Source organism: Methylobacterium indicum, from assembly GCF_001043895.1.
GTDB classification, from domain to species: Bacteria; Pseudomonadota; Alphaproteobacteria; order Rhizobiales; family Beijerinckiaceae; genus Methylobacterium; species Methylobacterium indicum.
This window is the reverse complement of record NZ_JTHF01000315.1, coordinates 1-24,909: the sequence shown is the minus strand read 5'-3', so window position 1 is coordinate 24,909 and position 24,909 is coordinate 1. Positions and strand designations below refer to the sequence as shown.

General features: G+C 64.4%; 17 protein-coding genes and 2 pseudogenes. 7 read left to right on the top strand and 12 right to left on the bottom strand.

From position 1 onward, the window contains the following. Positions 1–26: 26 nt before the first annotated feature. Positions 27–1,943: a PAS domain S-box protein gene (locus tag QR78_RS28500; protein WP_244278501.1), complete on the bottom strand. Its 1,917-nt coding sequence runs from the start codon at positions 1,941–1,943 to the stop codon at positions 27–29. Positions 1,944–2,074: 131 nt separating this feature from the next. Continuing rightward, positions 2,075–2,293, bottom strand: a complete 219-nt coding sequence (locus QR78_RS28495) for a hypothetical protein (protein WP_048430993.1) — start codon at positions 2,291–2,293, stop codon at positions 2,075–2,077. Between the two features lie 584 nt (positions 2,294–2,877). On the opposite strand from QR78_RS28495, the gene QR78_RS28490 reads away from it, so the two are divergent. Then, positions 2,878–5,781, top strand: coding sequence for a PAS domain S-box protein (locus QR78_RS28490; RefSeq protein WP_125940056.1), 2,904 nt, complete (start codon positions 2,878–2,880; stop codon positions 5,779–5,781). Between the two features lie 111 nt (positions 5,782–5,892). Here the strand turns inward: QR78_RS28490 and QR78_RS28485 are convergent, their stop codons facing one another. The 3 genes from QR78_RS28485 to QR78_RS28475 are packed head-to-tail and all read right to left on the bottom strand — an operon-like array spanning position 5,893 to position 6,588. Further along, positions 5,893–6,096: a CsbD family protein gene (locus tag QR78_RS28485; RefSeq protein WP_048430992.1), complete on the bottom strand. Its 204-nt coding sequence runs from the start codon at positions 6,094–6,096 to the stop codon at positions 5,893–5,895. 37 nt (positions 6,097–6,133) lie between these two features. Beyond that, positions 6,134–6,310: a DUF1328 domain-containing protein gene (locus QR78_RS33320; protein WP_048430991.1), complete on the bottom strand. Its 177-nt coding sequence runs from the start codon at positions 6,308–6,310 to the stop codon at positions 6,134–6,136. A 35-nt stretch (positions 6,311–6,345) separates the two neighbouring features. Then, the gene (locus QR78_RS28475) at positions 6,346–6,588 is read right to left on the bottom strand and encodes a hypothetical protein (RefSeq protein WP_048430990.1); all 243 of its coding nucleotides are present in this window, start codon (positions 6,586–6,588) and stop codon (positions 6,346–6,348) included. Between the two features lie 630 nt (positions 6,589–7,218). Here QR78_RS28475 and QR78_RS28470 point away from each other — a divergent pair. Both QR78_RS28470 and QR78_RS28465 read left to right on the top strand, forming a co-directional pair. Continuing rightward, entirely contained in the window at positions 7,219–7,860 is a 642-nt protein-coding gene (locus QR78_RS28470) for a hypothetical protein (protein ID WP_048430989.1), read from the top strand. A gap of 401 nt (positions 7,861–8,261) precedes the next feature. Further along, on the top strand, positions 8,262–11,156 hold the full coding sequence (locus QR78_RS28465; RefSeq protein WP_048430988.1) for a DEAD/DEAH box helicase: 2,895 nt from the start codon (positions 8,262–8,264) through the stop codon (positions 11,154–11,156). Positions 11,157–11,370: 214 nt separating this feature from the next. Here QR78_RS28465 and QR78_RS34530 read toward each other — a convergent pair whose 3' ends face one another. From QR78_RS34530 to QR78_RS28450, 5 genes are all read right to left on the bottom strand, one after another. After that, complete coding sequence (locus tag QR78_RS34530) at positions 11,371–12,177, bottom strand: hypothetical protein (RefSeq protein ID WP_125900878.1); 807 nt, start codon at positions 12,175–12,177, stop codon at positions 11,371–11,373. A gap of 483 nt (positions 12,178–12,660) precedes the next feature. Continuing rightward, positions 12,661–13,041 carry a hypothetical protein gene (locus tag QR78_RS34525; protein WP_125900875.1) on the bottom strand — a complete coding sequence of 127 codons (381 nt, stop codon included), beginning with the start codon at positions 13,039–13,041 and terminating at the stop codon, positions 12,661–12,663. A 132-nt stretch (positions 13,042–13,173) separates the two neighbouring features. Next, positions 13,174–14,247, bottom strand: a complete 1,074-nt coding sequence (locus QR78_RS28460; RefSeq protein ID WP_179945796.1) for an alpha/beta hydrolase family protein — start codon at positions 14,245–14,247, stop codon at positions 13,174–13,176. Positions 14,248–14,559: 312 nt separating this feature from the next. Then, positions 14,560–16,443, bottom strand: a complete 1,884-nt coding sequence (locus tag QR78_RS28455; protein WP_048430987.1) for a UvrD-helicase domain-containing protein — start codon at positions 16,441–16,443, stop codon at positions 14,560–14,562. Between the two features lie 2 nt (positions 16,444–16,445). After that, on the bottom strand, positions 16,446–18,425 hold the full coding sequence (locus tag QR78_RS28450; RefSeq protein WP_048430986.1) for an ATP-dependent nuclease: 1,980 nt from the start codon (positions 18,423–18,425) through the stop codon (positions 16,446–16,448). 221 nt (positions 18,426–18,646) lie between these two features. On the opposite strand from QR78_RS28450, the pseudogene QR78_RS33315 reads away from it, so the two are divergent. Together QR78_RS33315 and QR78_RS28445 are read left to right on the top strand one after the other, a co-directional pair. Continuing rightward, positions 18,647–18,789 (top strand): annotated as a pseudogene (locus tag QR78_RS33315) (transposase); the annotation flags it as partial. Positions 18,790–20,365: 1,576 nt separating this feature from the next. Next, a complete protein-coding gene (locus QR78_RS28445; protein ID WP_048430985.1) occupies positions 20,366–21,385 on the top strand; it encodes a hypothetical protein in 1,020 nt (339 codons plus the stop codon). Positions 21,386–21,507: 122 nt separating this feature from the next. Here the strand turns inward: QR78_RS28445 and QR78_RS35190 are convergent, their stop codons facing one another. Both QR78_RS35190 and QR78_RS28440 read right to left on the bottom strand, forming a co-directional pair. Further along, entirely contained in the window at positions 21,508–21,654 is a 147-nt protein-coding gene (locus tag QR78_RS35190) for a hypothetical protein (protein WP_158004089.1), read from the bottom strand. A gap of 87 nt (positions 21,655–21,741) precedes the next feature. Beyond that, on the bottom strand, positions 21,742–22,680 hold the full coding sequence (locus QR78_RS28440) for a pirin family protein (protein WP_048430984.1): 939 nt from the start codon (positions 22,678–22,680) through the stop codon (positions 21,742–21,744). A gap of 224 nt (positions 22,681–22,904) precedes the next feature. Here QR78_RS28440 and QR78_RS28435 point away from each other — a divergent pair, with 224 nt between their 5' ends. Then, the gene (locus tag QR78_RS28435; RefSeq protein WP_048430983.1) at positions 22,905–23,198 is read left to right on the top strand and encodes a hypothetical protein; all 294 of its coding nucleotides are present in this window, start codon (positions 22,905–22,907) and stop codon (positions 23,196–23,198) included. A gap of 69 nt (positions 23,199–23,267) precedes the next feature. Next, positions 23,268–24,909 (top strand): annotated as a pseudogene (locus QR78_RS28430) (PD40 domain-containing protein); the annotation flags it as partial.

Sequence of the window (24,909 nt, the reverse complement as noted above, 5' to 3'; positions counted from 1 at the left end):
TCTCACAAAATCCGCGGCCGTGTGGATCAAATATCGACGCGCAATCCCGCGAGCGGGGCGCTCAAGGTGCATTGCACCCCCTCGACGGCGTAGTGCAGGGCCACGTCACCTCCGGCGAGGCCACGCTGGATCAGCCGCGAGCCGAACCCCCGGCGGGTCGGTGGCGTCACAGGCGGGCCGCCCTGCTCGCGCCAATCCAGCCGGAACTCGGCTGCCGCGCCCGTGCCTTCCACCGTCCAGTCGACGGTCACGCAGCCGGTCGGCACCGAGAGCGCCCCGTATTTCACGGCGTTGGTCGCCAGTTCGTGCAGCATCAGCCCGAGCGAGAGTGCCGCCGAGGGACCGACGAACAGGCTCGGGCCGCGGACCCGGAAGCGTCGGCCGGTGTCGTCGTGCAGGCTCAACGCCTCCTGCACCACCCGGTCGACGCTGGCGCTGTCGGTCCGCCCAGCCAGCAGGATGTCGTGCGCCTTGCCGAGCACGATCAGCCGCGCGGCGAGGGCATCGCGGGCGGCGTCGAGGCTGGGGGCGTTGCGCAGGGTCTGCGAGGCGATCGACTGGACCAGTGTCAGGGTGTTCTTCAGCCGGTGCGACAGCTCGCGGTTGAGGATGTCCTGCTGCGCTTCCGCCGCCTTGCGGTCGCCGATGTCGCTGACGGCGACGACTGCGCCGACCGTCCCGCCCTGCTCGTCCTCGATCGCCTCGCCGGCGATCGCGATCCAGCGCCGCTCGCCGTCCGGACGCTGGTACAGCACCTCGATGGCGGCCCGCTTGCACTGGCCTCCGCAGATCTGCGCCAGCGGGTACTCCTGCGCTTCCACCAGCCTGCCATCGTCGTGGTAGGCGACGAACTCACCGTAGGCGTTGCTGGACGAGGCGTAGAGGGTGGTGTGGCCGAGGATCTCGGCCAGCCGCCGGTTGCCCATCAGGATGCGCCCGGAGGGGGCTTCGGCCAGCAGGATTCCGACTGGCACGGTCTCCATGATCGACTTCAGCCGCGCCTCGCCGGCGAAGCGTGCGGCATCCGCGGCTTTGCGGGCGGTGATATCGACGACGACGCCGGGGAAGCGCAGCGGTTTGCCATCGCCATCGTGGAAGCATCGTCCCCTGGCGAGGACCCACGTCACACTGCCATCGGCGTGGCGCAGGCGATACTCCTCGCTGAACTCGCCTGCCGTCGCGACGACCTGCTGGATGCGCTCGCCGACCCACGAGCGGTCGTCCGGGTGGATGCCCTCGACGAAAGCGGTCAGCGGCGCACCCTGCGCGGCGAGGGCAGGGTCGATGCCGTACATGTCGGCGAACCGCTCCCCGGCATAGACGCAGTCGGCGGGGATGTCCCAATCCCACCAACCGAGGCTGCCCGCCGCCGCGAACGCCAACGCCAGTCGCTCCTCGGACACCCGCAGGGCGTCACGGGCGGCCCGCATCTCCACGTTGAGCTGGCGCTCGCGCAATACGGTCGTCACCTGCCGGGCCAGCCGCCGCAGCCCGTCGGCCTGCCGGCTCGACAGGCCCTTCGGACGCGGCGTGTGGTCGATCACGCAGAGGCTGCCGAGCACTTGCCCATCGGGCGCGCGCAAGGGAGTCCCGGCATAGAAGCGGATGAATGGCTCACCCGTGACTAGCGGGTTGTCGCGCGTGCGCGGATCCGCCGTCAGGTCGGGGATGGTGAGCAGGTCGGGCTCGGCCAGCGTGTAGGCACAGACCGAGGCGTTGAGGGCGGTCTCACAGGGCGGAAAGCCGACCCGAGCCTTGAACCACTGGCGATCTCCCGCCACGAGGCTGACCAGCGCCACCGGCGTCTCGCACACGGTCGAGGCCAGATGCACGATGTCCTCGAACTCGGTTTCGGGCGGCGTGTCGAGCAGGTTGAGACCTGCGAGCGAACCGAGGCGGGCGGCGTCTCGCACGAGGGCGGACGGGAACAGGTCAGATATCATGCAGGGCGCTTCTCACCCCTGCCTTGTAGCCCAGGGCAGGAACGGCCGTCTCGCAATTTTATCACGCACAATGCATAGAGATGCTCTGGCCCTTGGGAGGACATATCTTTCGCCAGTTCCAGTCCTCTGTCTCAAGCAGCCGAGAGGACATCCTGCATCGAGCAAAAATTCCACTGACGATCACGCAGGAGCGTGAGACGATCAAGTTCGAGATAGAACGCCTGCTCTGCCTCGACGCTACTTTCGCCGATGGCGAGGAGGGCCCGCACTGTCTGAGCGTGAGTCTCGGTGCGGTGCTCCGCGGCGGCGATTTCCGCGTCGATCGTCTGAAGCAGTGTATTCCGGGGCATCGGTCTCGTCGTCGCTCGACCGTCCCATGCACGAACGGCGAGTACCAACGCGCCACAACGGTCAAGGTTCGCTGCGGCCGTCGCCTGTCGGCCATTCGGTCACGACTGCGGGGCGATCGGACCCTCGCAAACGAGTGAAAGGTACGCGCGCCGAGCGTTGCGCTTCGTGAAGCTCAAGATCGTTCAATATGAGTGAGGGCACGCGCGCACCGGCCATGCGCACTACGAACATCGTGCAAGTTTTGATCTCACGGCATCAGCCGATCGATCTACGCAATCGCAGAAATATTACTCGGCGACATCTCTGAATGTCGGCCCTGCGCCATCCATCAATGCGGATAAGATCTATAGTAAATGGTCTTGCTGTGGCGGACGAGCCATTTTCAACGATCCGTGCATCCGAACTCAAGCGCGCTTCGGTGCCGGTCCCGAAGCGTGGAGGCGAGGGCTCACGACTCGCAAGTTTGTGGCATAACGCATACGATTCGGTCGCGCACCAATCAATTCAGGCCTGATTGGAGCGTTCGAGAGTGGCACTGATTTCTCCGTTCTCGCAGTGACTTAGGTTCGAGGAAGGGTGTGGCGTGCCGGAACGTGAGGTGAGCCTCCTCTCGCGAGAGGAACTGGAAGCCGAGGTGCGGCAACTGCGCGAACGGGCTCGCAGCGGCAGCATGGATGCAGCTCGGCAGAACGCGGTGTTCGAGAGCACCTTGGATTTCGCGATCGTCGTCACGGATCGCCAAGGGACCATTACCGGCTGGAACAGCGGCTCCGAGCACGTCATGGGCTGGACCGCCGAGGAGATGCGTGGGCAGGACGCTGCGCGCTTCTTCACGCCCGAGGACCGTGCCAACGGCCGGGTTACCTACGAGATGGAAACCGCCCTCAAGAACGGGCGCGCCCAGGACGAACGCTGGCACCTCAAACAGGGTGAGGAGCGGTTCTGGGCATCCGGCGAGATGATGCCGCTGCGTGACGAGGAGGACCGGCACATCGGCTTCGTCAAGATCATGCGCGACCGCACCGGCGAGCATCTGGCTGGGGTGGCCCTCCGCGCGGGCGAGCATCGTCGCCAGGCGCTGCTCGAACTGAGTGACCAACTTGCCGAGCACGACCACGACGCCGCCAGCCTCGCCGATGTGGCGATCGGTATCCTCGGCCGGGCGCTCGACGTTCAGCTCGTCGGCTACGGGTTGGTCGATCGCGAGGCCGAAACCATCGACGTCGAGCGTGATTGGACCAGCGGCAACGCACATTCCATCGCAGGCACGCACAGGTTCAGCGACTTCGGCTCCCACATCGAGGATATCAAGAGGGGCGAAACGGTCGTCGTCGGCGATGCCCGCACCGACCCGCGCACCAGCGCCCGTGCCGACGCGCTGGAGGCGATCAGCGCCCGGGCGTTCGTCAATACGCCGGTGGTCGAGCACGGACGCCTCGTGTCGCTGCTGTTCGTCTGCAGCGCCACACCGCGCACGTGGACCAACGACGAGTTGGTGTTCATCCGCGAGGTGGCTGCACGGATCCGCACGGCAACCGCCCGCAAGCAGGCGGAAACCGCCCTCAGAGCGAGTGAGGCCGAGCTGCGGCTGGTCGCCGACGCACTGCCGGTGCTCGTTGCGTTCATCGATCGCTCGCTGACCTACCGCTTCGCCAATGCCGCATACCAGGCATGGTTCGGGCGTCCCCCGGAGACCGTGCTGGGGCGAACGGTCCTCGATCTCGTCGGCGAGGACGGCCTTGCGCTCCGCCGCGAGGGGATCGAGCGGGCTCTTGACGGTGGGGTGGTCGAGATGGATCTCGATTGGCCTTGGGCGGATGGGCGGCGACGCATCGCAGCCATCCGCTACACCCCCCGCCGCGATGCCGGCGGCAGCGTCGATGGGTTCTACGTGTTCGTGCAGGACGTCACCGACCTGCGCGATGCCGCAGCCTTGCTGGCCGCCCGGGCCGATACGCTGGCGCACGAGGTGGCGGAGCGGACCGTCGAACGCGACCTGATGTGGGAGACCTCGCCGGACCTGATGCTGGTGATCGACTTCGACGGGGTGTTCCAGCGGGTCAATCCTGCGTGGACGCGCCTGCTCGGCTACACCCCCGACGAACTCGTTGGTCACCACGTCAACGAGTTCGTCGTGCCGGCGGACCATACTGAAACGACCGAAGCCTATATCTACGCAGCCGAGGGCGGGCAGCCTCGGGTCGTGAACCGCTACCGCCACAAGGACGGCTCGGTGCGCTGGATCTCCTGGTCGGCGGCCCCGGCAGGGCAGATGACCTATGCGACCGGCCGCGACATCACGGCGGAAAAGGAGCAATCTCAGGCGCTGGAGGCGACTGCGGAGGCGCTGCGCCAGTCGCAGAAGATGGAGGCCGTGGGGCAGCTCACCGGAGGCGTCGCGCACGACTTCAACAACCTGCTGACCATCATCCGCTCGTCGGTGGACTTCCTGCGTCGGCCGAACCTCCCCGAGGAGCGGCGCAAGCGGTACATGGATGCGGTCTCCGACACGGTCGAGCGCGCCGCCAAGCTGACCGGACAGTTGCTGGCGTTCGCCCGCCGTCAGGCGCTCAAGCCGGAGGTGGTGAGCGTCGGCGAGCGCCTGCGCGGTGTCGCCGACATGCTCGACACCGTGACCGGTGCCCGCGTGCGGGTGGTGACCGAACTGCCGGAACACCCATGCTTCATCGAAGCCGACGTGAGCCAGTTCGAGACCGCGCTGGTCAACATGGCGGTCAACGCCCGCGACGCCATGGAGGGCGAGGGCACGCTGACCCTGCGGCTGACATGCGGCCTGCCGATGCCTCCGATCCGCGGCCATGGGGGTGGTCCAGGCCCATTCGCCAAGATCGAGCTGAGCGACACCGGCACTGGGATCACCGAGGAGGACCTGACCAGGATCTTCGAGCCGTTCTTCACGACCAAGGAGGTCGGCAAGGGCACGGGCCTTGGGCTCTCGCAGGTGTTCGGGTTCGCCAAGCAGTCGGGCGGCGACGTGAGCGTCCAGAGCGTGGTCGGCGAAGGCACGACGTTCGCGCTCTACCTGCCCGAGGTCGCCGCTCCGATGGACCCGGTGAGCGATATCGAGGAGACAGGGCCCGCACCCGACGGGCGTGGCCTGCGCGTGCTGGTGGTCGAGGACAACATCGAGGTCGGCAAGTTCGCCACCCAGATCCTCGAGGACCTGGGCTATCGGACCGAATGGGCGGCGAACGCCGAAGCTGCGTTGGAACGGCTCGGCTCCGACGGCGACGGGTTCGACGTGGTGTTTTCGGACGTCGTGATGCCCGGGATGGGCGGCATTGCCCTGGCAGAAGAGCTGCGCCGCCGCCTGCCAACAATGCCGGTACTGCTGGCATCGGGCTACAGCCACGTGCTCGCGCAGAACGGCACGCACGGGTTCGAGTTGCTGCACAAGCCCTACTCGGCCGACCAGCTCTCAAGGATGCTACGCCGTCTCATCCATAGCCACCAGCGCCGCCGTTAGGAGCCGACGCTTATCCAGCGGGTAGGATCGCGATTCCCGTTCCGGTGGTCCGCAAAAATAAAAAAGCCGCCCCGTGTGGGGCGGCTCGCTTCAGTCTGCATGAGGGGCGCGTCAGAGCTTGCTCTTCACCGTGTCGGCGGCGTTCTTGATGCCGTCCTTGACGTCGCCGGTGGTCTTCTGAGCCTCGCCCTTCAGCTCCTGGGCCTTGCCCTCGGCCTGCAGCTTGTCGTTGCCGGTGGCGCTGCCGATGCCCTGCTTGATGTTGCCGACCGCCTCGTTGGCCAGGCCCTTGATCTTGTCGGTGGTGCTGCTCATCGGACTGCTCCTGTTACATGAGGGAAAGGGGATTGCTTCAAACGCGCGGGGCGCGACCGCGCATCAGGCCGACGACGGCAGAGATCGCGAACAGGACGATCGCCACGAAGAACACCAGCTTGGCGGCTTCCATCGCCGTGCCGGCGATTCCGCCGAAGCCGAAGAGGGCGGCGACCAACGCCACGACCAGGAAGGTAACGGCCCAGGACATCATGGAGGTGAAGCTCCCAAGGAGTGAGGAAACGCCAGTCAGCGGACCGCGTAGGGCGAGGCGAGCACCACCCGCACCTTGCGGGGTAGGGCGGCGTGCGGGGTTGCCGGCGCGGCCTGAACCGTGGTGGGCGGGGCCTCCGGCGCGGTCAGCGTGCTGACGGGCAGCCGCAGCCCGGTATCGCCGAGGTAGACCGCCGCACTCGGCTCGGCCGACGCCGCAACGGAGCCCGCGAGGGTCACAGCTGCGGCAAGCATCGCGGAGAGGAGAGCGGTCTTCATTGCAGCAATCCGAAACTTGACTGTCTGATGCGCAAAGAACGGCTAAGCTCGGAGGGGAGTTCCGTGAATTTTTGAGATGCGAGGGGTGGAACCTTGCCGAGCGGCATGGCCTCGCCGGGACGTTCCGATGACGCTGGGGCGGCCGATCGCTTTGGTGAGGACGTGGATCTTGGTAGTCGGCACCGCCCTTGAGGGGCCGATGGCCTGTTCACGGGCCGCCCTCTTCCGCCGTGGGCGGCGCGCAGAGCTCTGACGTAATTCGAGTTGAGAGCGGTGGCGTGGCCGAACCACCCGGCTTTGCCAGAGCCCCTACCCCACTGCGCCGATAGCGCCGGATATTATGAGCCGAGATGGCGCTGACGTTGACGGCGCGAGCGGCACGCGAATGCGAGCAGCACCTATGCTGCGTCACTAATTTCCCGACACGGTAAAGTGCTTGCGTGTGCAAACACTGCCGGCTTGCCTTGGAAGATGCCACAAGCTGGCGCGCGATGCTTCGCGCTAAGGTGTACGTCTACGGGCGGGCATATGGTTTGTCGTGTCGAAATAGAGCCGATTGAGCACATCAGCTCAGTGAGCACGGCGACACAGAGCCCATTCCCTCTCCCCTCTCATGCAGGAAGCACAGCCATGACCCTACCCTCATCCCTCCCTACCCTCTCCAGGAGTGACCAGATCAACCAGTTGACCCATGGCTATGGGCAGCTCGCCGTGGACCTCGTCGCCGAGGGCTGGGCCCCCTACCTCCTCGTCCTCAAGTTTCGTCACTTAGGCGGGCGCCGCGACACTGTCCTCGCCCAGATGCAACACGACGCTGAGCGAGCCCACCGGTGGCTCTGCGAGCGGGTGTGGCGCAACGCGAATGCGCCGAGCCGCCGGCCTTGGAGGCCGTGCTGGATCCTCGCCCCCGACTACCCCGTCGCGAAGCGGGCGAAGGTCAGCGTCCGCTCCCTCGTCCCCAACGACGGGCTGCACCTGCAGGGTGTGGCCGTCATGCCCCCGTGCGGCCGCCTATGCGAACCGCTCGACGAGCACCTAGGCGAGAGCGGCGCGCGCTACTGCCCCCGGGGTGGACCGCTGACGTCGATCACCGCCACGCCCATCGTGGCCGGCGATGTCGCCTACGTGAACACCTACAACTTCAAGGCGCTCCCCCGGGGCCGAGCCAGCTTCGACGACATCCTCGTGTTACCCCCCTCCTCGGCTGAGCTCGACAGCAAGCCGCGGCCGGCAACAGACCCCTGGCGGGACCCGATCTTCGAGCGAAACTAGGGTACGATTAGCTCGGCGTGACCATGTCGGGGTCGCTGGCGACGCCGCTCACTTATTCCCGGCTCGCCCGCGCTCTTCAAGCGTCCGACCATTCGAGTGTCACAACACGTTTGCCTGCCGATGCTCAAGTCAGCCTTAGATGGGCCAAATTAACGCTCGTGACCGGTTCCATCCTCCGGCCCCCACTTCGAAAGTAGGCCGCAAGCGAGCCTGGATGGACTGTGTGAAGCGACGGAGCAGCAGCGGAGCGCGGTCGCCGGCAAGGGCGAATCGAAGCTTCATCGGTTCGTACCGATATGGTCGCGTCCCTGTGAGACCTGTGGATCGTCGCGCCGAGACGCTGCGCCTGGGGCAGTCGCACGTGTTAGTTGTGACAGCTCATCTGCTGCTACGTGCCGACTATGAGCTACTTCGAGCGAAGCTACCCCGATCTGACGTTCCCCGTCAGCACGGACGCCGGAACGGGCTTCCGCGAGGCGCAACGAGGGGCTTTGTTCGCGCTTGGAGCGCACTTCTCTCTCCGGCGTGATGCAGCCATCGTCACGATGCCGACCGGCTCCGGCAAGACAGCGGTGCTGCAGGCCTCTGCCTTCCTGCTGCGCGCCCGACGCGTGTTGGTGGTCACCCCCAGTCGTCTGGTCCGCGAACAGATCTTCGACGATTTCCGCGAACTCGGCATTCTGAAGCGGCTTGGCGCGCTGCGGCCCGATCTCCCGACCCCATCCGTCTTCAACGCGTCGGGCAAGATCGCCGATTGGGAGGCGTTACGTGCGCACGACGTGGTGGTCGCGACGCCAAACAGCGCCAGCCCAGTTGTCGATGGCGTGGCACAGCCGCCGGATGATCTCTTCGATTTGGTCCTCGTTGACGAAGCGCATCACAGCCCGGCATTCACCTGGAGCCAGCTCCTAAAAAGCTTTCCAACCGCCCGGCGCGCGCTCTTTACGGCCACGCCCTACCGACGCGACGAACTAGAGATCAAGGGCCGCTTCGTCTTCACTTACGACCTTAAGCGCGCCTACGACGACGGTGTCTTTGGCCAGATCCGCTACGTACCGGTCGATGGCTTTGAAGAAGGTGCCGAGGACGCCGCCATTGCCCGGGCCGCCGAGCGCCATCTGCGTGAAGACCAGGCCGTGGGGCTCGCGCATCGCCTCATGGTGCGCACAGACAGCAAGGCGCGCGCGCGGGAGCTTATCGATCTGTACGGCCGAGAGACTGGCCTCCAGCTGCAGTTGGTGATGGGGGAGCATTCGGTCGGGCACGTGAAACGCGTCATCGCCTCGCTGCGGTCCGGTGCCCTTGATGGCATCGTGTGCGTGAACATGCTGGGCGAAGGCTTCGATCTGCCCAACCTGAAGGTTGCCGCTATTCACACCCCGCACAAGTCGCTCGCGGTGACACTGCAGTTTATCGGGCGCTTCGCACGTACTTCCGGTCAGTCACTTGGGCAGGCGACGTTCATCGCAGCGCCCTCGAGCATCAAAGTAGAGGCCGAGAAGCTGTACGCGCAGGGGGCCACGTGGGGTGAGATCGTGCCCAACCTATCCGCTACGCGTGTGTTGCATGAGGAGAAGGCGAGAGAGATTCTCGAGTCATTCGAAGACGACCACCTCCATGACTTCGACGTAAAAGAGCTCTCGCTCTACGGACTTACGCCTTACATGCACGTCAAAGTCTGGCGCCTTGCCGAGGATGTGCGCATCGACGACAGCATCGAGTTTCCGCAAGGCCTCAACGTCGTCTACTCTTCCACCAGCGAGAATTTCCGCACTGCGGTTTTTGTCGCCCGGGAGTACGCGCGTGTCCGGTGGTCCGAGGACGAGCGGCTCACCGACGTGAGTAACCACCTGTTCGTCATCCATCACAACAGAGAAGCGGGCCTGCTGTTTGTCTGCGCCTCCAAGAGACAAGACGGCACCTACCAACGGCTTTGCCACGCCATTGCCGGCCGGTCACTGAAAGGGCTCTCGACGGATACGCTGAACAGGGTTTTGCTTGATCTTGAAAACATGAAGCTATTTAACGTCGGTCTGCGCAATCGGGCATCGAATAGCTCCGCCGCAGCTTACCTGACTAAGACGGGTGGTTCAGTCGAGCGAACCATCAGCCACGCTGACGCACGCCATTACACGCGTGGCCATCTCTTCGGAGGTGGCACGCGGGACGGGGTGGATATTACCATCGGCGTCAGCGGCGCCTCGAAGATCTGGCAGAATAGCTCCGCGAGGCTGTTTGACCTCGTCGACTGGATGGATGGCCTTGCGGGCCGGCTCTCGACCCAGCGAGCCGTTGTGACCCACTCGGGCCTGGACCTGCTCGCGACCGCGCGGGAAATCGACCGTTTCCCGGCTCCTGTGTTTGCTGCGGACTGGGATAGGGACGTCTACACGCACCCATGGTCCGTGATGGTAGCTAGTGCGACCGGGATCCGGAGCGTCCCACTCACGGACTTTGATGTCGCCGTCGACCATGCTGGCTGCGACGACTGGCAGGTGCCTGTGACCATCAAGGGGCATGGCACCGAGATCGCGCTGACTTTCGATATCAGGGGTGAGCCGCACTTCCGGGGCGGCTCCGACGTTGCGTCGGTGATGGTCGAGCGTCGCGGGGCGCGGGCCACGCTTATTGACCACCTGAACGAGAGACCACTCTCGTTTTATACGGTCGAACTCGGCCTTATCCGTGGCAGCGATTACAGCACCCCGGCAGACCCGGACCAGGCCCCGTTCGACCCCGCTTGCGTCGACTGCCATGATTTCGCGGCGTCGAACGTCTGCATCAACACCGAGGTTGGCATCGCGCCGGACAGCAAGCTATCGATCTTCCAGTTCGTTCAGGGGCGGCTCGTCAATGGCCCAGCGACCGTTGTTTTCTGCGACCACGGCAGTGGAGAGATCGCCGACTTTATCGAAATCCGAGAGTTCGGCGACGAGATCGAGGTAGAGATTCATCATTGCAAGAGTACGAAGCACACGGCCCCCGGGACGCGCGTGGAAGATGCCTACGAGGTCATAGGACAGGCCATCAAGTCTGCTCGTTGGTGCGAGCGTGCCCGCATTCGAGCGAAGATCGAACATAGGATGAGGAGCGGTGTCCGCTTCATGAAGGGTGATTTCGGGGACGTGGAGCGCCTGCTCGGTCAACCTAAACCGCCGACTTTCCATGTCACGGTTGTCCAGCCTGGATTCGCAGGTAGCCGCCTCTCACCCGAATTGCGCCAGCTGATGGCCTCCGCCCATCTGCACTTGACCCAAGCCAACGTGTTGGGGTTCAGGGTGATGGCCAGTCTTTGAGGCGTGGCGTGGCCACAGAGCTAAAGTTGCGTGCCAGGCTGCGGGCGAGCGTGAATATACAATTCCAGGCCCGTCAGGTCATAATCTTCGGCCCGGCTTGTATGATAAATATTTTTTATTTTGTCATTCAAGAGGCAATGATAGTTTTTTTATTATGAAAATGCTCGATCCTGAAGTTTTTATCAACTTTAGGATCGAATTATTGCTGTAATGATTACAAGTAATCAATCATTATGGCTCTGTAGTATCGACTGCCATCGTCTCTTTCTTCGATAGATATTGTCGCACGAATTTGAATTGTTGTATGCGTACGATCGAGATCTCTTAATTCGTCAGGATCTACAAGGATCGGCCAAGTTACCATGCCCTCGGTCGGGTCTGGATCAACATACGGCTCCACCGCCTCATCTTCGTCTTCGTCTTCGTGCATATCGCGCTCAGATTGCCCCTCGTCGCAGACGATTTCATGGAAGTCGCGTGCGGTTCGAGCTTGAGCCCGATCTGTTGGAGGCACCGGCTCGCGATGAGCCATTTCCAGCCTCCAGTCTTCGTCCTCCGCCTCCAGATCGTACCCCTTGCTTCTAGCACGAGAGAGCTTCTCGATGCCGCCGTCCTTTTTAATCCGGTCAACCACCTCTTCCGGCGGAACTCCTTCCTCCGCATATCCATTCATGGCGCGGGCGTAACGCCAGGTACGATTACGGAGAGAGTCGTTACCCTTACTGGCCATGAAAAGGTAAAGCATGACTGTCCGCATCACGATAAATTTGAATCTGTCTTCCTTCTTGTTGCGAATGCGCGGATCGCGATCAAAGAACGGTTCAGCTAAGAATCTTTGCCACGCCGTATAATCATTCATCAGCTGCAGGCCGATGTAATACCCTTCGGCGATCCTGCGACGGCGCCGAGCTTGCACTGACAGCTCGTCGAACTTGATTTGCTGTTGGCATAGGCGCGCCCCTTCAACTGGGTCCAAGCCGATCGCCTGCCAGACCTTTTCATAGTCCTCGCCTTCGTCCATCGAACGCCCTCCTCATGTCGCCCGAATTTTACGTTTCGTAAAATTCGGCATCCGCAAACCGGCGCTGGAGCTTAAGCCGCCCGTGCCGCTTGACCATCTCAGGGCAAATAGGACACAGATGGCTTGCCAACAGATCCCGTTGAGCAGTTAGAGACACAGAGTGTCTCTTTCAAGGGGGAGATATGGATCGAGCAACCATCAAGCGCATGGCTGTCCGGCTGAATGGCGGCGCGGCTCGCGGATCGTCGCTTGCGCTGGCGCACGCCATGGGAGTCCCAGTGAAAACGGCTCGCGCTTGGATGCTGGATCCAGGCGAGCCGAATTATCGTTCCATGTCGCGTTCTGCTAAACGACTTTTCGCGACACTAGTGTTGCTTGAGTCAACACATAATTTGTCCGCAGAATTCATAGAGGCAGTGAGCATGACAGAGAAATTATTGGAAGCGGGCGACTTGCAGCGGGAACCTAGTTGAAAATTAAAATCTACATAATCCTATCAATTCTTTGCATTCCACGGGTAATGTATTGGAAAAGTCTCTTCTCCGACATATATCTTGCAATCGAAGATGGATCGATGGATTTGGCTTCTAATTCTGCTGAGTGAAGGCTTATATCTGCACTGCGACCAAAAATCATCAATTGGAGTAAGCGAACTTGCTTTTCTGCTTCTAGCTCTTCAATGGCATTGATTATTCTATGCCCGATAGTGGGCTCTCCATATAATATATCTTTCATTGTTCGCATGGCTTCTTTCGATCCGCCATGTATGAATGACGCCTTTCGCCTCTTCTGACGGCAAATCCTCAGGATATTTTCAACGTCAACGAATGTGAGGGGTGGCAGCGCGCTTTCGACGTAGTCCATGAAATTACCCACATATAGGAACCTGCAACTAAGATTGATCTAATAAACTTCATTCGTGTTTTCAAGTGCCTGACCGTAAACGGATCGCTCATAGCCCTTGAAGTAATCCAGCCTCAATACAGATTCCAAAACTCAGGCGCGCCGCTTCCTAGCCCACTGCCGCGTGTCGACCTGGAACGGCGCCGGTGCCGCGGCCAGGATCGGCTTCCAGGTCGCGCTCCAGTCTTCGAGGGGGGCGGGATCGGACTTGTGGACCAGATCGAGGAAGGCGAGCCCGACCTCGGCGGTGGCCCGCTTCACAAGGGGGTTCAGCGGCCCGCCGTTCCGCAGGGAGCGGTCGGTGAAGACGTTGTGCGGACCGCCCTGGAACACCACCAGGGCCTTCCGGGGGGTCGGGATCGCCGTGTAGACGTCGATGCGGTCCTGGACGGGCGAATAGCGGCCCGGGATGCGGATCGTGTCCTCCGTCGTGGTGACGTGGAGCGTGGGGACGTCGACCGACGCGAGGACCGCCGCGAGGTCGGTCTCGCCGTAGAAGGGCGGCGCCGAGATCACGATGCTCGCGGTGAACCGCGGGTCACGGAAGCCCAACGGCTTCCCGTCGCGGATCACCTGGGCGCCGGTGAGGATCAGGGTCGTGTTCGCCCCGAAGGAGTGCCCGGCCGCGACGATGCGCTTGGCGTCGATGGCGGCCTGGAAGGGGCTGTCGCGCTGCAGCAGGCGGTCGAGGCCGAAGCTCACGTCCCGCGTCCGTTCGATAGCCTCGCGCTCATCCGCCGCGCCGCCGAGGCGGTCGAGGAGCATCAGGGGGTTGCCCTGCCACAGCGTCTCGTCGCTGCCGACGTGCTGGATGTGCAGGCTGGCGGTCCCGCGTGCCGACCATCCCTCGCCGAGGTAGCTGTAGCCCTTCCGGGAGCCGCCGAGCCCGTGGGAGAAGACGATCAACGGGACCGGCCCCTTCCGAGTCGAAGCGGCCGGCCAGTAGAGCCGGGCCGGCACCGTACGGTTGCGGGCCGTGTCGACCCATTCGAAATCGACGAACCGGGCCTCGTCGGGCGCTGGCCGCGCCCGAGCCGACCGGTATGGGAGCAGGCTTCCGGCGCCAGCCGCCAGCACCATAGCGCCGAACCGGCGGCGGTCGAGGCCGCTCGAGGCTGGACCGGCGGAGGTGAACGGCTGGGGTGGAGTGGCGTCGATGATGGCCATGGATGTCTCGCAGGAGCCCGGCTATCGGATTGCACCAGCCAAAACCTTATGGCTACGGTTTGACACTCGTGGGCTCAATCGGGTGTGTTCCCTCGCACGGCCACGAGCCTGAATCGCGGCCACTTGTGGGTATTCGAGGCTCTGCCTTTGAATGTCCGATGAGGCGGGAAGCCGTGGGCCGCCGGCTGGTTGCCGCGCAGCCGGATTGCGCCAGAAGCGGAATTTGGCTCGTAGTTTGATAGCGCACGTTCAAGTTTGGAAGACTGACCGTCTAGCGTTGACTGGACGCAGGCATTCGAAAGGACCGCTTTCTTATATCGCAATCTCCGGCACCCCGGCTTTAGTAAGAAGTTGATAGAGTTCAGCTATGTTGTTTCGCTGGCCACGTTGTTGGCAGAATGAAAAGATCGCGCGCTGTTTCGCCCGCGAGAGAGCGACGAAAAACGCGGCGATGCCCTCCGGGTCGCCGGGGGTGTGTGACCACCAAGCCCGGTCATCGAGGCCGACGAAGATGATGGTATCGTATTCCAGCCCTTTGCTCTTATGGACGGTCATCATGGGGATCTGATTGAGCCCCTCGAAAGCGTCGAGGCAGGAGGTCCAGTTCGGCGCGCCATCGGCGCAACCTAAGAAGTGGATGCAAAAAGCTTCGAGGATGATTTGAAGCTGGTCGCCGACACCATATTCGGCATAGGTCCGCGCGATCGCATCCAGGTCGAGATACTCAAAAACCCTCGTGGCGAAGTCGACGGCGCTTTTCTTCGATGGGGTCGTGGCGGCCATGTCGGTCCGGAGGGCCGCGAGAAATGCGGTCAGCTCCGTCTCGACCTTGGCCGCGCGCGCGTCATCGTCTGGGCCGGTCGCGCGCAGTGCCAGGACAGAGGTCGAGACCAGCTGCCAAGCGGCGGGTGCACGGCGTGACGCGCCAAGTCGGAAGATAGCGATCGCAAGCCGGCTCAACTCGTCGGAGAGCAAGTCCTGAAGCGATGTTTTGCCAAGAGTATGACTCTCATTACGAATCCGCAATCCATGAGCGGCGAAGGCTCCGGCGAGTTCGTGCTCATAGTCATCGGACTTCTGCTTCACGAGTAGTGCGTAGTCGCGCGGCGCCCGGCCGCGCGTGGCCATATCGTTGGCGATCCATTTCGCCAAATAGGTGGCTTCCGCGGCCATGGTCTGGCTGGACCACACCTGAGCCACATCCCCATTCACCTGGCGCGCGGTCCGGGCGACCGTCTGGACGGTGTTCGGATCGAGGGCACGTGCGACGACATGCTGGATCGCGACCAGGTCGGGCGAGGAACGGAAGTTGAAGAGGAGGGGGAAGCGAGCGGCTATAAAATCCGCTTGCAGCCGATGAAAGGCGTCCTTGCGCGCGCCGGCGAAGACCATGATCCGCTGCTTGTCATCGCCGACGCCGGTGATAATGGTCTGCTCGCCCGAGAACGCTGAATGCAGAAAGTCGTATTGCGCGTAGGTCGTGTCTTGGAATTCATCGACGAACACGAAGGGATAGGTGGCGACGAGCGCACGGCGGATGTGGGGATTGGCCCGAAGGAGCAGCTCTGCCAGCCGGTTGATGCCGACGAAGGTGAGCAAAGAAGGCTGTCCCGGCCGTAGTTGGGTCACCCACCAGCGTGCGATGGCGAACTCGGCGGCGCTCTGAGGCGCGGTCGGCCCGACAGGCAGGCGGTAGCTGCCGACGATCTTGGCCTCAAAGTCGCTTGCGCTGTAGCCGGCGATCTCGGCCTGCCATTGCAGCGGCGCATTGAGGCGGGCGAGCGTCAGGAAGTTTTCTACCACCCTCCGCTTTGGAATGGCGATTTCGTAAGGCCGGGTCGGACGCCATTCAGTGGGGATGGCGTTGAGAAAGCGGTCGACCAGGCTCTTGGTGAAGGCGTCGAAGGTGACTGATACAAACCGGTGGGCAAACTCTGGCGGGCACCGCTGGCGGACTCGCGAGGCGAGATTGTTGGCTGCGTCGGTCTTGAACGAAATCGCTAGCACGCGGTGCGGCGCTCGGCAAAGACCGGTCTCGAGCAGATAGTCAGCTCGCTGGGCCAGGAATTCGGTCTTACCGGCGCCAGGACCCGCGACCACGCACGCTGAGCCGACGTGGCGCAGGGCGCTCCACGCTGCCGGTTCAAGATCGTCTATGCCGCTGGGGCGCCAGTCCTCTGGCCGAATAAGGCGCATGGTCAAGGGCCTTCGGGCGGCAGCGGTGGCGGCGGCGGCGTCAGGCGCGCGACAATCGAAGTCAGGAGCGCACGCAATTCTTCGGGCGCGCCCGCCGCGACGGCGACCGAGTCGTGGGCGCTAAGGACCCGAACGTGGGTGCTGGGCTTGCCGCGCCCGAGGAACAGATAGCGATACCAACGCATCACGGTGTCGTGGCTCGCATCGTAGAGGTGAGGCAGGCCGTCGTCGCCTAGAACTGACGTGCGAGGCTCGCCGGCGCGCGAAGGTCCTTGACGGCCCGGTTCGATAACCTGATAGGCGAGAGGAAAGGCCGAAAGCATGGAATAGTCGAGATCGAGGGGCGTGCAGAAGAAGACGTTGAACTGGCGCAGCCAAATCATCCAACGGGTGATGTTCACAATGTCGGTGATTGGCAGAGCGTCAAAAGCCAGTAGGTTCGCCGCCGGACCGAGCGGATCGAGGTGTTGTCCGAAAATGGATTGAGGCGTGACATTGTTCGCAAGCAATTGCGTACAGACTGTTTTAATACGGCCCCATCCACCCCCTGAACGGCCCCAGTCGAGGTCGAGCAAGGTGGCGTAGGGAATGTCAAGGCTGGTCAGCAGTCTCCAGAGGTGGTTCACATGCCGACCGCCAAGGGGAACGACGGCAACGAAGGATCGATCAATGTCGAGACCCATGGCCTCGGCGAGACGGGGAAGAACGACCTCCTCGGACGCGCCTTCCCCTAGCACGACGAAACGCGCAAAATAGAGTTCCGGATAGGTCCGGACAGCCTCGCGGATAAACTTCGAGGCCTCTTCTTCGCCGAAGGGGAGGGTGATCGGACGGATGCGGGCCGTTCTATCCTGGGGGGCGAGGCGGAAGTGCCGGACCTGGGTAGGATCGACACGGGCGAGGATGCTCGGGGAATGGCTGGAAACCACGGCCTGCGCTTGCGGCGACTTCGTCAGGTCCTGAATCTGCCGAACGATGCGGGAGAGATAGAAGGGGGCGAGGTTGTTCTCGGGCTCTTCGATCGCAATGAGCGTGAGAGCCGGCAAGGGTACGCCGCCAGCTTGGAAACCGGCCCCAGCAGGATCGGCGACGATCCCAGCTTCGACGTCCAATGTCGCTGCGGTCATCGCTAAGTGGAAGAGTGATCTCTGGCCGTCGCTCAGGTCATCCAAGGCTCGCTCACGGCCAGCTTCGTCGAGACGGAAGACGACCTCAACCTTTCGGATGAAATGCTCGAACCGCAGATCGAGCGGGCGGAAGACTGGCGTCGTGTCAGTCCCGGCGGTGTAAACTTCCTGCCACCGCCGTGTCACCGCTGCGGCAATCACGTCGACGGCCGGCTCCCCGGCGAAGGCGCCGTTCAAGGTAGCCCCAGCGTTCGTAAACGTGTCCCGCACACCCTGTGACCAGTTGATGGCGCGCCACAATCTACCGCGCAGAAACGCCGTAACCTGGGAGGCGCCATCCCGCGTTGCCGGTACATAGATCATTTGGATCCGCGCCCGGTCGGTCGCTTTCAACTCGGTGCACTCGGCCACAGTGAATGGTCCGAAAGTCCTGACCGCCCAGTATTTCTGTTCAATAGCGCCGTCGAGCGAACCGTCATCGGTCCACGTCGCTTCGAGTCGCAATCTGCATTTCAGCTTACCGCCCTCTTCAGCGGCCATCTGGTGGAAGAATTCTGGTATCGCGGCGCCGCCGGTGCCGTCGGCGTCCAGTTCCGGAAAGACGATGATCGCCTCCAGCACGAAGTTTCGCCGAAGCGGCGCGACAAGCTCGGCAGCAGGAACATGGAAGTCCTGGCGCCGAAGACGCCGCTGATCGCCAGTCACGCCGAAGAGGCGCTGTAGGGCCTGCATCAGGGTCGTCTTCCCCGCGCCATTGACGCCTACAAAGGTGGTGAGACCGGAGGTTAGGCTGACACTTATCGTTTCAGGTCCGAAGCAGCGGAAATTCGTTAGACTAAGACTTTCAATAAACATCGATGTTCGACCGCCCCTTATCTATAGAACAGCGTCAATTTTCCCTTGATCGGCAGCTCGGCCCTCTCATGATTTTTTGCTTATACTACATGGATCAAGGCGCGCTGAAGCCTGGAAAAACGAGCAGCGCCTACATGCCCGTCTGATCACGTCAGGCAGGGGTTGAGTAGCCGGGATAGTAGTGATTCCAGAAGACTGCTGAAGCCTGGTCTAGAAATGCCATGTGGTCCTCGACCACTCACCGGCATCATAGCCGTGCGAGCCTGCGCTATGAAACCGACCTGACAGATACCGAGTGGGCGGCGATCGTACCCCTGATGCCGGAGCCGGCGCCTTTGGCCGCCCGCCAGTGCCAACGCAAAGACTGTCCCCATCGCCCACATAACGCACCGTGCCCGTGAACTGCTGTCCCGGCTGAGCGGGGAACCGCCCACAACATGCCGAAACCGTCTCTTGTACGCAATCGTCAAATGAAGGCAATTCGTTGAAGTTTCAAAGATTTTGAGTGTGACCAAACGTGATAAAAACGGGGTTGTGGGGTGGTTGTGTACCAGCCTCATCAGATTGCCCATGAGCAGTCTTTCCGGACGTCGGCAATGGGTCCAGGCTGTGTGAACACGCAGAGGCCGTAGGAGGATCTCTCCCTCGTTTACCCTGGGCAGCGGTCGTATAGGCATCCCGAGGGCACTCGGCCGCCACCCCGGTTCCACAGATGGCGGCAGCGCAGAAGATTGTTCTACAAAATTGGGGCGCTCCTGAGTTTTTATACACTCTCGGTCAGGGCTGGCGGTTCGGGCAGGGGTGAGCGCCAACCTGGCCCTACTGAGCTCGACGCTCGGCTTAAACAGCCATCGCCACAGTTGCGGAAGTGCGGGCAGGTGCTGAAACTATCGCCACATCATTAGCGGGAATGCCGGTCGATGGCCTCCGCGACCAATGCGATGGCGCCAACTCCGGTGGACAAGCAAATCAGACAGGCCGGGTTGGTCGCGGCGCGCCGAACCGCCTTCGCCACGCCGATGGATTACGCCACCGCGTTCACGGATTTCCCATCGCCAAGTCGCGAAGGCTTTCCGAGTCAGGCTCGCGTATGGCTCCGAGGAGCTTGATGCGAAGTTCGCCGCCCATCGTAAGGCGCTCCTGCGGACAGACCCCGAGATTGGAGGGCTCGTGCAGGGTAGCCGCTTGCCCATGAATAAGGCCAAGTCGGACCCCTGAGTCGCAACGCCACCTACCAAGACAGTCTGGACACGGGGTACAAAGGGCTGGTACAAAGCGTACGGAAAGCCGAACGCGAAACCGCTGATTTCATTGATCTTTTCAGTCTGCTTGGACAGTCCCTCCCTCTCCGCCAAATCGACTGACCTTGAGGTGCAGCTGCTTCGGTCGTCTGGTATCTAAATAATACATCTATTTCGGATGGCTTGAGCGGCGAGCATGATGCTCGATCGTCTGGGCGGATCGTGTTGGGGATCGATCACCCGAGCAGGCCCCCTGAAGTACGGCTGGCAGGGTCCGAGCCGGGATCCCGCCGGGAGACAGGACGCCCTACTCCTCTCACGAGCGCTTCGGCCTCAGCCGCCAGAGCGCCGCTTCATGGTGATATGGCGGTTGTTGCGATGCTGTCGGGATCGCCCGATCCAGGCACATGAATCTGCGAGACACGTCTTTTATAAGATAATACAATATATTTAGCGAAGACATTTGCAATATCTTCTAAAAATTACCCCATGGCAGGCGAAATTACCATAAAATATGTCGTCGTCGCAGATTATTTTCGATTCATATAAATGAATTGATTAGTAAAGCAACTAAAATCATCGTCCTTTTGACCGTCTGCGCGCATATGCGGCATGTCGCATCATTCGATCTTGTCTCGCAGATCGGGTCGTCGTGAATCGAAGCGACATCGGATATGAGCTGGAGCCGGGAGGTGCGCGATGGACTGGTTCGAGCGGCTGACCGGATTTCGGGAGATGGATTACGCGGAGACCCAGGCACGGCTGCGCATCAGCGAGGCTCGCCTCGTGCAGGAGCGGACCGGCGATCGCTTCGCGATCGGCACGCTGACGCTGCCATCGGTGGCGGAGCTGCGCGCGTCGGCCCTCGGTCTCTGTCGGCCGGGCCGGCCGCGGCTGTCCATCGCCGAGGGCGACGTGCGGGCCATGCACCGCCTGCCCGAGAACCGGGGCGCGCTGTTCCAGGTCGCCTCGCAGTTCAACATGCTGGAGATGGTCGGGCCCGACATCGCCCCGGAGGATGGCGTCGCCCGCTACGCCCACGATCGGACCCAGGGTCCGGCCTGCGCCATGGCGGCCGGCGCCGCCACGATCTACCGCAACTACCTCGTCCCCGTCGGCGGCGGGACCGGCCAGGCCGCCGGGCGGCAGCTCGACGGGCTCGCCGCATTCGGCGACGCCCTCGCCTGGCGCCTCGGTACCGTGCGGACGGCGTTGTGGAGCATGCGCAACGGATACGCGCTCCCGACGCGAGAGGGGCTCGCGGCCATCGCCGCCAACCTGGACCAAGCGGACGAGGAGGCGCTGGACGACCTGCGCGGCCGGCTGAGGCTCGGCCTGCACACGGATGTCGAGGTCACCGACGGGCCGGCGCCGCGTCCGCGCGTCAGCCAGATCTTCTGCTCGGCGCTGCCGGTCGCCTATGCGGGCCTGCCGCAGGCGGACTGGGCGCCCTTCGCCCGCCTGGTGCTGGAGGCCGCCTACGAGGGGACGCTGCTCGCCGGTGTGATCAACGCGGCGCGCGGGGCGTCCGACCGCGTGCTGCTGACGCGGCTCGGCGGCGGGGCCTTCGGCAACGCGGAGGCGTGGATCGACGCGGCCCTGTTGCGGGCGCTGCGTGTGGTCGGGGCCTGCGATCTCGACGTCACGATCGTCAGCTACGGGCCGCCCGCCCCGGCCTTGCGCGACCTCGTGCGACGCTACGCCGATCCGAGCGGATGATCGGGCCGAGGGTTCGTCGTGCGGTCCGACGGAGCGGCGTCCTGCATCGTGCCGTCCAAGATCATGCCGCCGCTGTCGGTCCGGGCACGCCTGGGCGAGAGCGTCTCCATCGACGGCCTCCCTCAGAGCAGCATCCTGGCCTCGACCGGCGATTCCACCATCGGCACCATGACGGCCGTCGCGGGGTCGGGCGCCGCCATGCGCGAGATCCGGATCTCGGCACCGGTCCACCAGGGCAGCAGCGGCGCGGCGCCGGTCACCGTGCGCACCGCCGACGCCCTGGACGGCGGCGCCCGCCGAGAGGGCCCGCGACGTCATGGTCCAGATCGTGTGCGCGTGAGCCGCCCTCGCTGCGCTCACGGATAGCGGACGGGCGGCGGGTCCTCGGGCAGCGGGATGAACTCGGCGTCGTTCGGCACCGTGTCGAACCGGCCCTGGCGCCAATCCTCCTTGGCCTGGGCGATCCGCTCGGGCCGCGAGGAGACGAAGTTCCACCACAGGTGGCGCGGGCCATCCATCGGCTCGCCGCCCAGCACCATGAAGCGGGAATCTTCCGTCGCCCGCACGCTGATCCGGTCGCCGGGGCGGAAGACCAGGAGCTGGCCCGGGCCGAAGCCGTCGCCGGCGATCTCGATCGCTCCCGACACCGTGTAGATCGCCCGCTCGTCGTATTCCGCGTCGAAGGGCAGGACGGATCCGGCCTGGAGCGTCACGTCGGCATAGACCATCGGGCTCGAGGTCCGCACGGGCGAGCGTGCGCCGTAGGCCTCGCCGGCGATCAGCCGCACGGTCTTGCCCTCCCCCGAGACGATCGGCAGGGCGCCGGCGTCGTAATGCTCGAAGGCCGGGGCGGTCTCCTCGTCCCGCGCCGACAGGGCGACCCAGCTCTGGAGGCCGAACAGCCGCGAGCCCGTCTGCCGCAGGGCGCTGCCGGTGCGCTCCGAATGGGTGATGCCGCGCCCCGCCGTCATCCAGTTCAGCTCGCCCGGGCGGATCGGCAATTCGGTGCCGAGGCTGTCGCGGTGCATGATCTCGCCGTCGAACAGATAGGTGACGGTGGACAGCCCGATATGCGGGTGCGGCCGCACGTCCATGCCCTGCCCGAGCACGAACTCGGACGGGCCCATCTGGTCGAAGAACACGAACGGACCCACCATCCGGCACTCGGTCGAGGGCAGCGCCCGCCGGACCGCGAAGGAGCCGAGGTCGCGCGAGCGCGGCACGATCAGGGTTTGGATCGCGTCGCAGCTGAAGGCATTGCCCGGAACGGGGTCGTCGGCACCGTGCCAGCTCATCGCATCTGCTCCTTCCGAAGGGCCCCCGAGGGGGTTTGCGTCGCCCGCCGGGCGGCCGTCCCGTGAGCCCGCATCCTGGCCCCACCGGATCGGCCTGAAAACAGAAACGATCGAAACGCATCGTTTCGATTTGCGGGCTCGGACCGGACAGGGAGCCATCGGGCGCAAGCTTCGCGCAATCCAGCTCCCGCACGCTGCGCGCTCCGGTGAAGGGAAGGCGGGCCATGGGCGACGAAGCACTGACGGAGGAGCAGGCCGCCGAGCGCCTGTCCCATTACCTCCTGAAGGAGGCCTATCACGACCTCGCCGCGGTGCTGCTCAGCGCCAACGCCAAGGCGGCCGAGAGCCTGTTCTACGCCATCGAGAAGCGCACCGCCGACGCATTGCGCGCCATCGTGTCCGACCGGACCGAGGGCGCCGCCTCGACCCGCATCGCCCGGACCGTCGGCGGCGAGCTGCACGAGCTGTTCGCGGGCGCGCATGGCCGCACCGCCGCGGCGCCGCAGCAGGTCGCGTAAGCTCGACAGCGGCAGGGCTCTCGCCTTACGCTGGGAGAGAACGACGCTCTCTCGCCCCGACGGTCCGCCATGCGCAGGCTCCTCGTCACCGCGCTCCTCCTCCTGTGCACGGCGGAAGGCCGCGCGGAGGAGCATCGGGCGGAGGAGCACCCGGGAGAGGAGCCGCGGACGCTCTGGCTGCGGGAGCCGGCCCTGTCGCCGGACGGGAGCCGCATCGCCTTCCGGTCCCGCGGCCGGATCTGGACCGTGCCGGCCGCCGGCGGCGAGGCCCGGGCGCTGACCGGCGCCGGCGCCCACGCGGAGACGCCGGTCTGGGCGCCCGACGGGCGGAGCCTCGCCTTCGCCTCCGACCGCTCCGGCGCCCTCAACCTCTACGGCGTCCCGGCCGGCGGCGGCGAGGCGCGGCGCCTGACCTGGTACTCCCTCGACGAGCGCCCGATGAGCGTGACGCCCGACGGTCGGTCGGTGCTGTTCGCCTCGGCGCGCCTGGGCGACGCGACCCGCACCTTCGCGCCCCCGCTCCGCTCCGAACTCGCGAGCCAGGTCTACGCCGTGCCGCTCGCGGGCGGGCGCGAGACCCTCGTCCTGCCCAACGCCGCCCTCGACGCGGCCTGGGATCCGGAGGGACGGCGCCTCCTCTATACCAGCCCCAACATCGAGCAGCGCTTCCGCCAGCATCAGGTGTCGCAGGCGGTGCGCCAGGTCTGGCTCTACGACGCCGCCACCGGGCGCCACGAGCGGCTCACCGACGGCACCCGCGAGAACCGCGGCGCGGTCTGGCTGCCCGGCGGCGAGATCGCCTATCTCGGCGAGGCCTCGGGCACGCTCAACGTCTGGCGCCTGTCCCTGGCCGACCGGGTGCCGCGCCAGGTCACGCGGTTCGACGGTGCGCCGGTGCGCTCCCTCTCCGCCTCCCGCACCGGCGACCTCGCCTTCGCCCGCGACGGGCAGGTCTACCGGCTTCGCGCGGGCGGCGAGACGCCCGAGCCCGTGCCGATCACCGCGCCGGAGGCGACCTTTCCCGACGAGGTCCAGGCCCGCACCTCCGAGTTCAGCGACCTCGCCCTGTCGCCGTCCGGGCACGAGGTCGCCCTGGTGGCGCAGGGCGAGATCTACGTCGCCGCCCGCGACGGGAGGTCGGTCAAGCGGATCACCCGCACGGCGGGCGAGGAGCGCAGCCCCGCCTTCTCGCCCGACGGCCGCCGCCTCGCCTACGCGGCCGAGCGCGACGGGCATTGGGGCCTCTACGAGGCGGTGCCGGCGGAGCCCGACGAGCGCGGCTTCGCGCAGGCGACCCGCCTCGTCGAGCGGGCGCTGCCGACCCCGCCGGGCGACGCCTTCCTGCCGACCTGGTCGCCGGACGGACGGCGGCTGGCCTACATCCTCGACCGCGGCGCGGTCCACGTCCTCGATCCCGCGACCGGCGCCGACCGCGAGGTGGTGCCGCCGGGCCGGTTCTATCCCTACCGCGACGGATCGTGGTGGCTGTCCTGGTCGCCGGACGGGCGCTGGCTGGCGCTGCCGGTCCAGCTCGACCGCGGCTTCACCGACAACGTGGCGGTGGTGCCGGCGGACGGCACGCGGCCGGCCGAGCGGGTGGCCCCGGCGGGCGAGGGCCAGAGCGAGGCGCAGTGGAGCCCCGACGGCGGCATGCTGGTCTGGCGCAGCGAGCCGGAGGCGGTGTGCTGGTCCTCCGGCTCGCTGCGCCAGA

Excerpts from the sequence above, each read along its gene's own strand:
- QR78_RS28485 (WP_048430992.1), bottom strand. The coding sequence starts at position 6,096 with ATGAGCAGCACCACCGACAAGATCAAGGGCCTGGCCAACGAGGCGGTC.
- QR78_RS28465 (WP_048430988.1), top strand. The coding sequence starts at position 8,262 with ATGAGCTACTTCGAGCGAAGCTACCCCGATCTGACGTTCCCCGTCAGC.
- QR78_RS33320 (WP_048430991.1), bottom strand. The coding sequence starts at position 6,310 with ATGATGTCCTGGGCCGTTACCTTCCTGGTCGTGGCGTTGGTCGCCGCC.
- QR78_RS28500 (WP_244278501.1), bottom strand. The coding sequence starts at position 1,943 with ATGATATCTGACCTGTTCCCGTCCGCCCTCGTGCGAGACGCCGCCCGC.
- QR78_RS28495 (WP_048430993.1), bottom strand. The coding sequence starts at position 2,293 with ATGCCCCGGAATACACTGCTTCAGACGATCGACGCGGAAATCGCCGCC.
- QR78_RS28460 (WP_179945796.1), bottom strand. The coding sequence starts at position 14,247 with ATGGCCATCATCGACGCCACTCCACCCCAGCCGTTCACCTCCGCCGGT.
- QR78_RS28455 (WP_048430987.1), bottom strand. The coding sequence starts at position 16,443 with ATGCGCCTTATTCGGCCAGAGGACTGGCGCCCCAGCGGCATAGACGAT.
- QR78_RS34525 (WP_125900875.1), bottom strand. The coding sequence starts at position 13,041 with ATGGACTACGTCGAAAGCGCGCTGCCACCCCTCACATTCGTTGACGTT.
- QR78_RS28435 (WP_048430983.1), top strand. The coding sequence starts at position 22,905 with ATGGGCGACGAAGCACTGACGGAGGAGCAGGCCGCCGAGCGCCTGTCC.
- QR78_RS28470 (WP_048430989.1), top strand. The coding sequence starts at position 7,219 with ATGACCCTACCCTCATCCCTCCCTACCCTCTCCAGGAGTGACCAGATC.
- QR78_RS28475 (WP_048430990.1), bottom strand. The coding sequence starts at position 6,588 with ATGAAGACCGCTCTCCTCTCCGCGATGCTTGCCGCAGCTGTGACCCTC.
- QR78_RS34530 (WP_125900878.1), bottom strand. The coding sequence starts at position 12,177 with ATGGACGAAGGCGAGGACTATGAAAAGGTCTGGCAGGCGATCGGCTTG.
- QR78_RS28445 (WP_048430985.1), top strand. The coding sequence starts at position 20,366 with ATGGACTGGTTCGAGCGGCTGACCGGATTTCGGGAGATGGATTACGCG.
- QR78_RS28440 (WP_048430984.1), bottom strand. The coding sequence starts at position 22,680 with ATGAGCTGGCACGGTGCCGACGACCCCGTTCCGGGCAATGCCTTCAGC.
- QR78_RS28450 (WP_048430986.1), bottom strand. The coding sequence starts at position 18,425 with ATGTTTATTGAAAGTCTTAGTCTAACGAATTTCCGCTGCTTCGGACCT.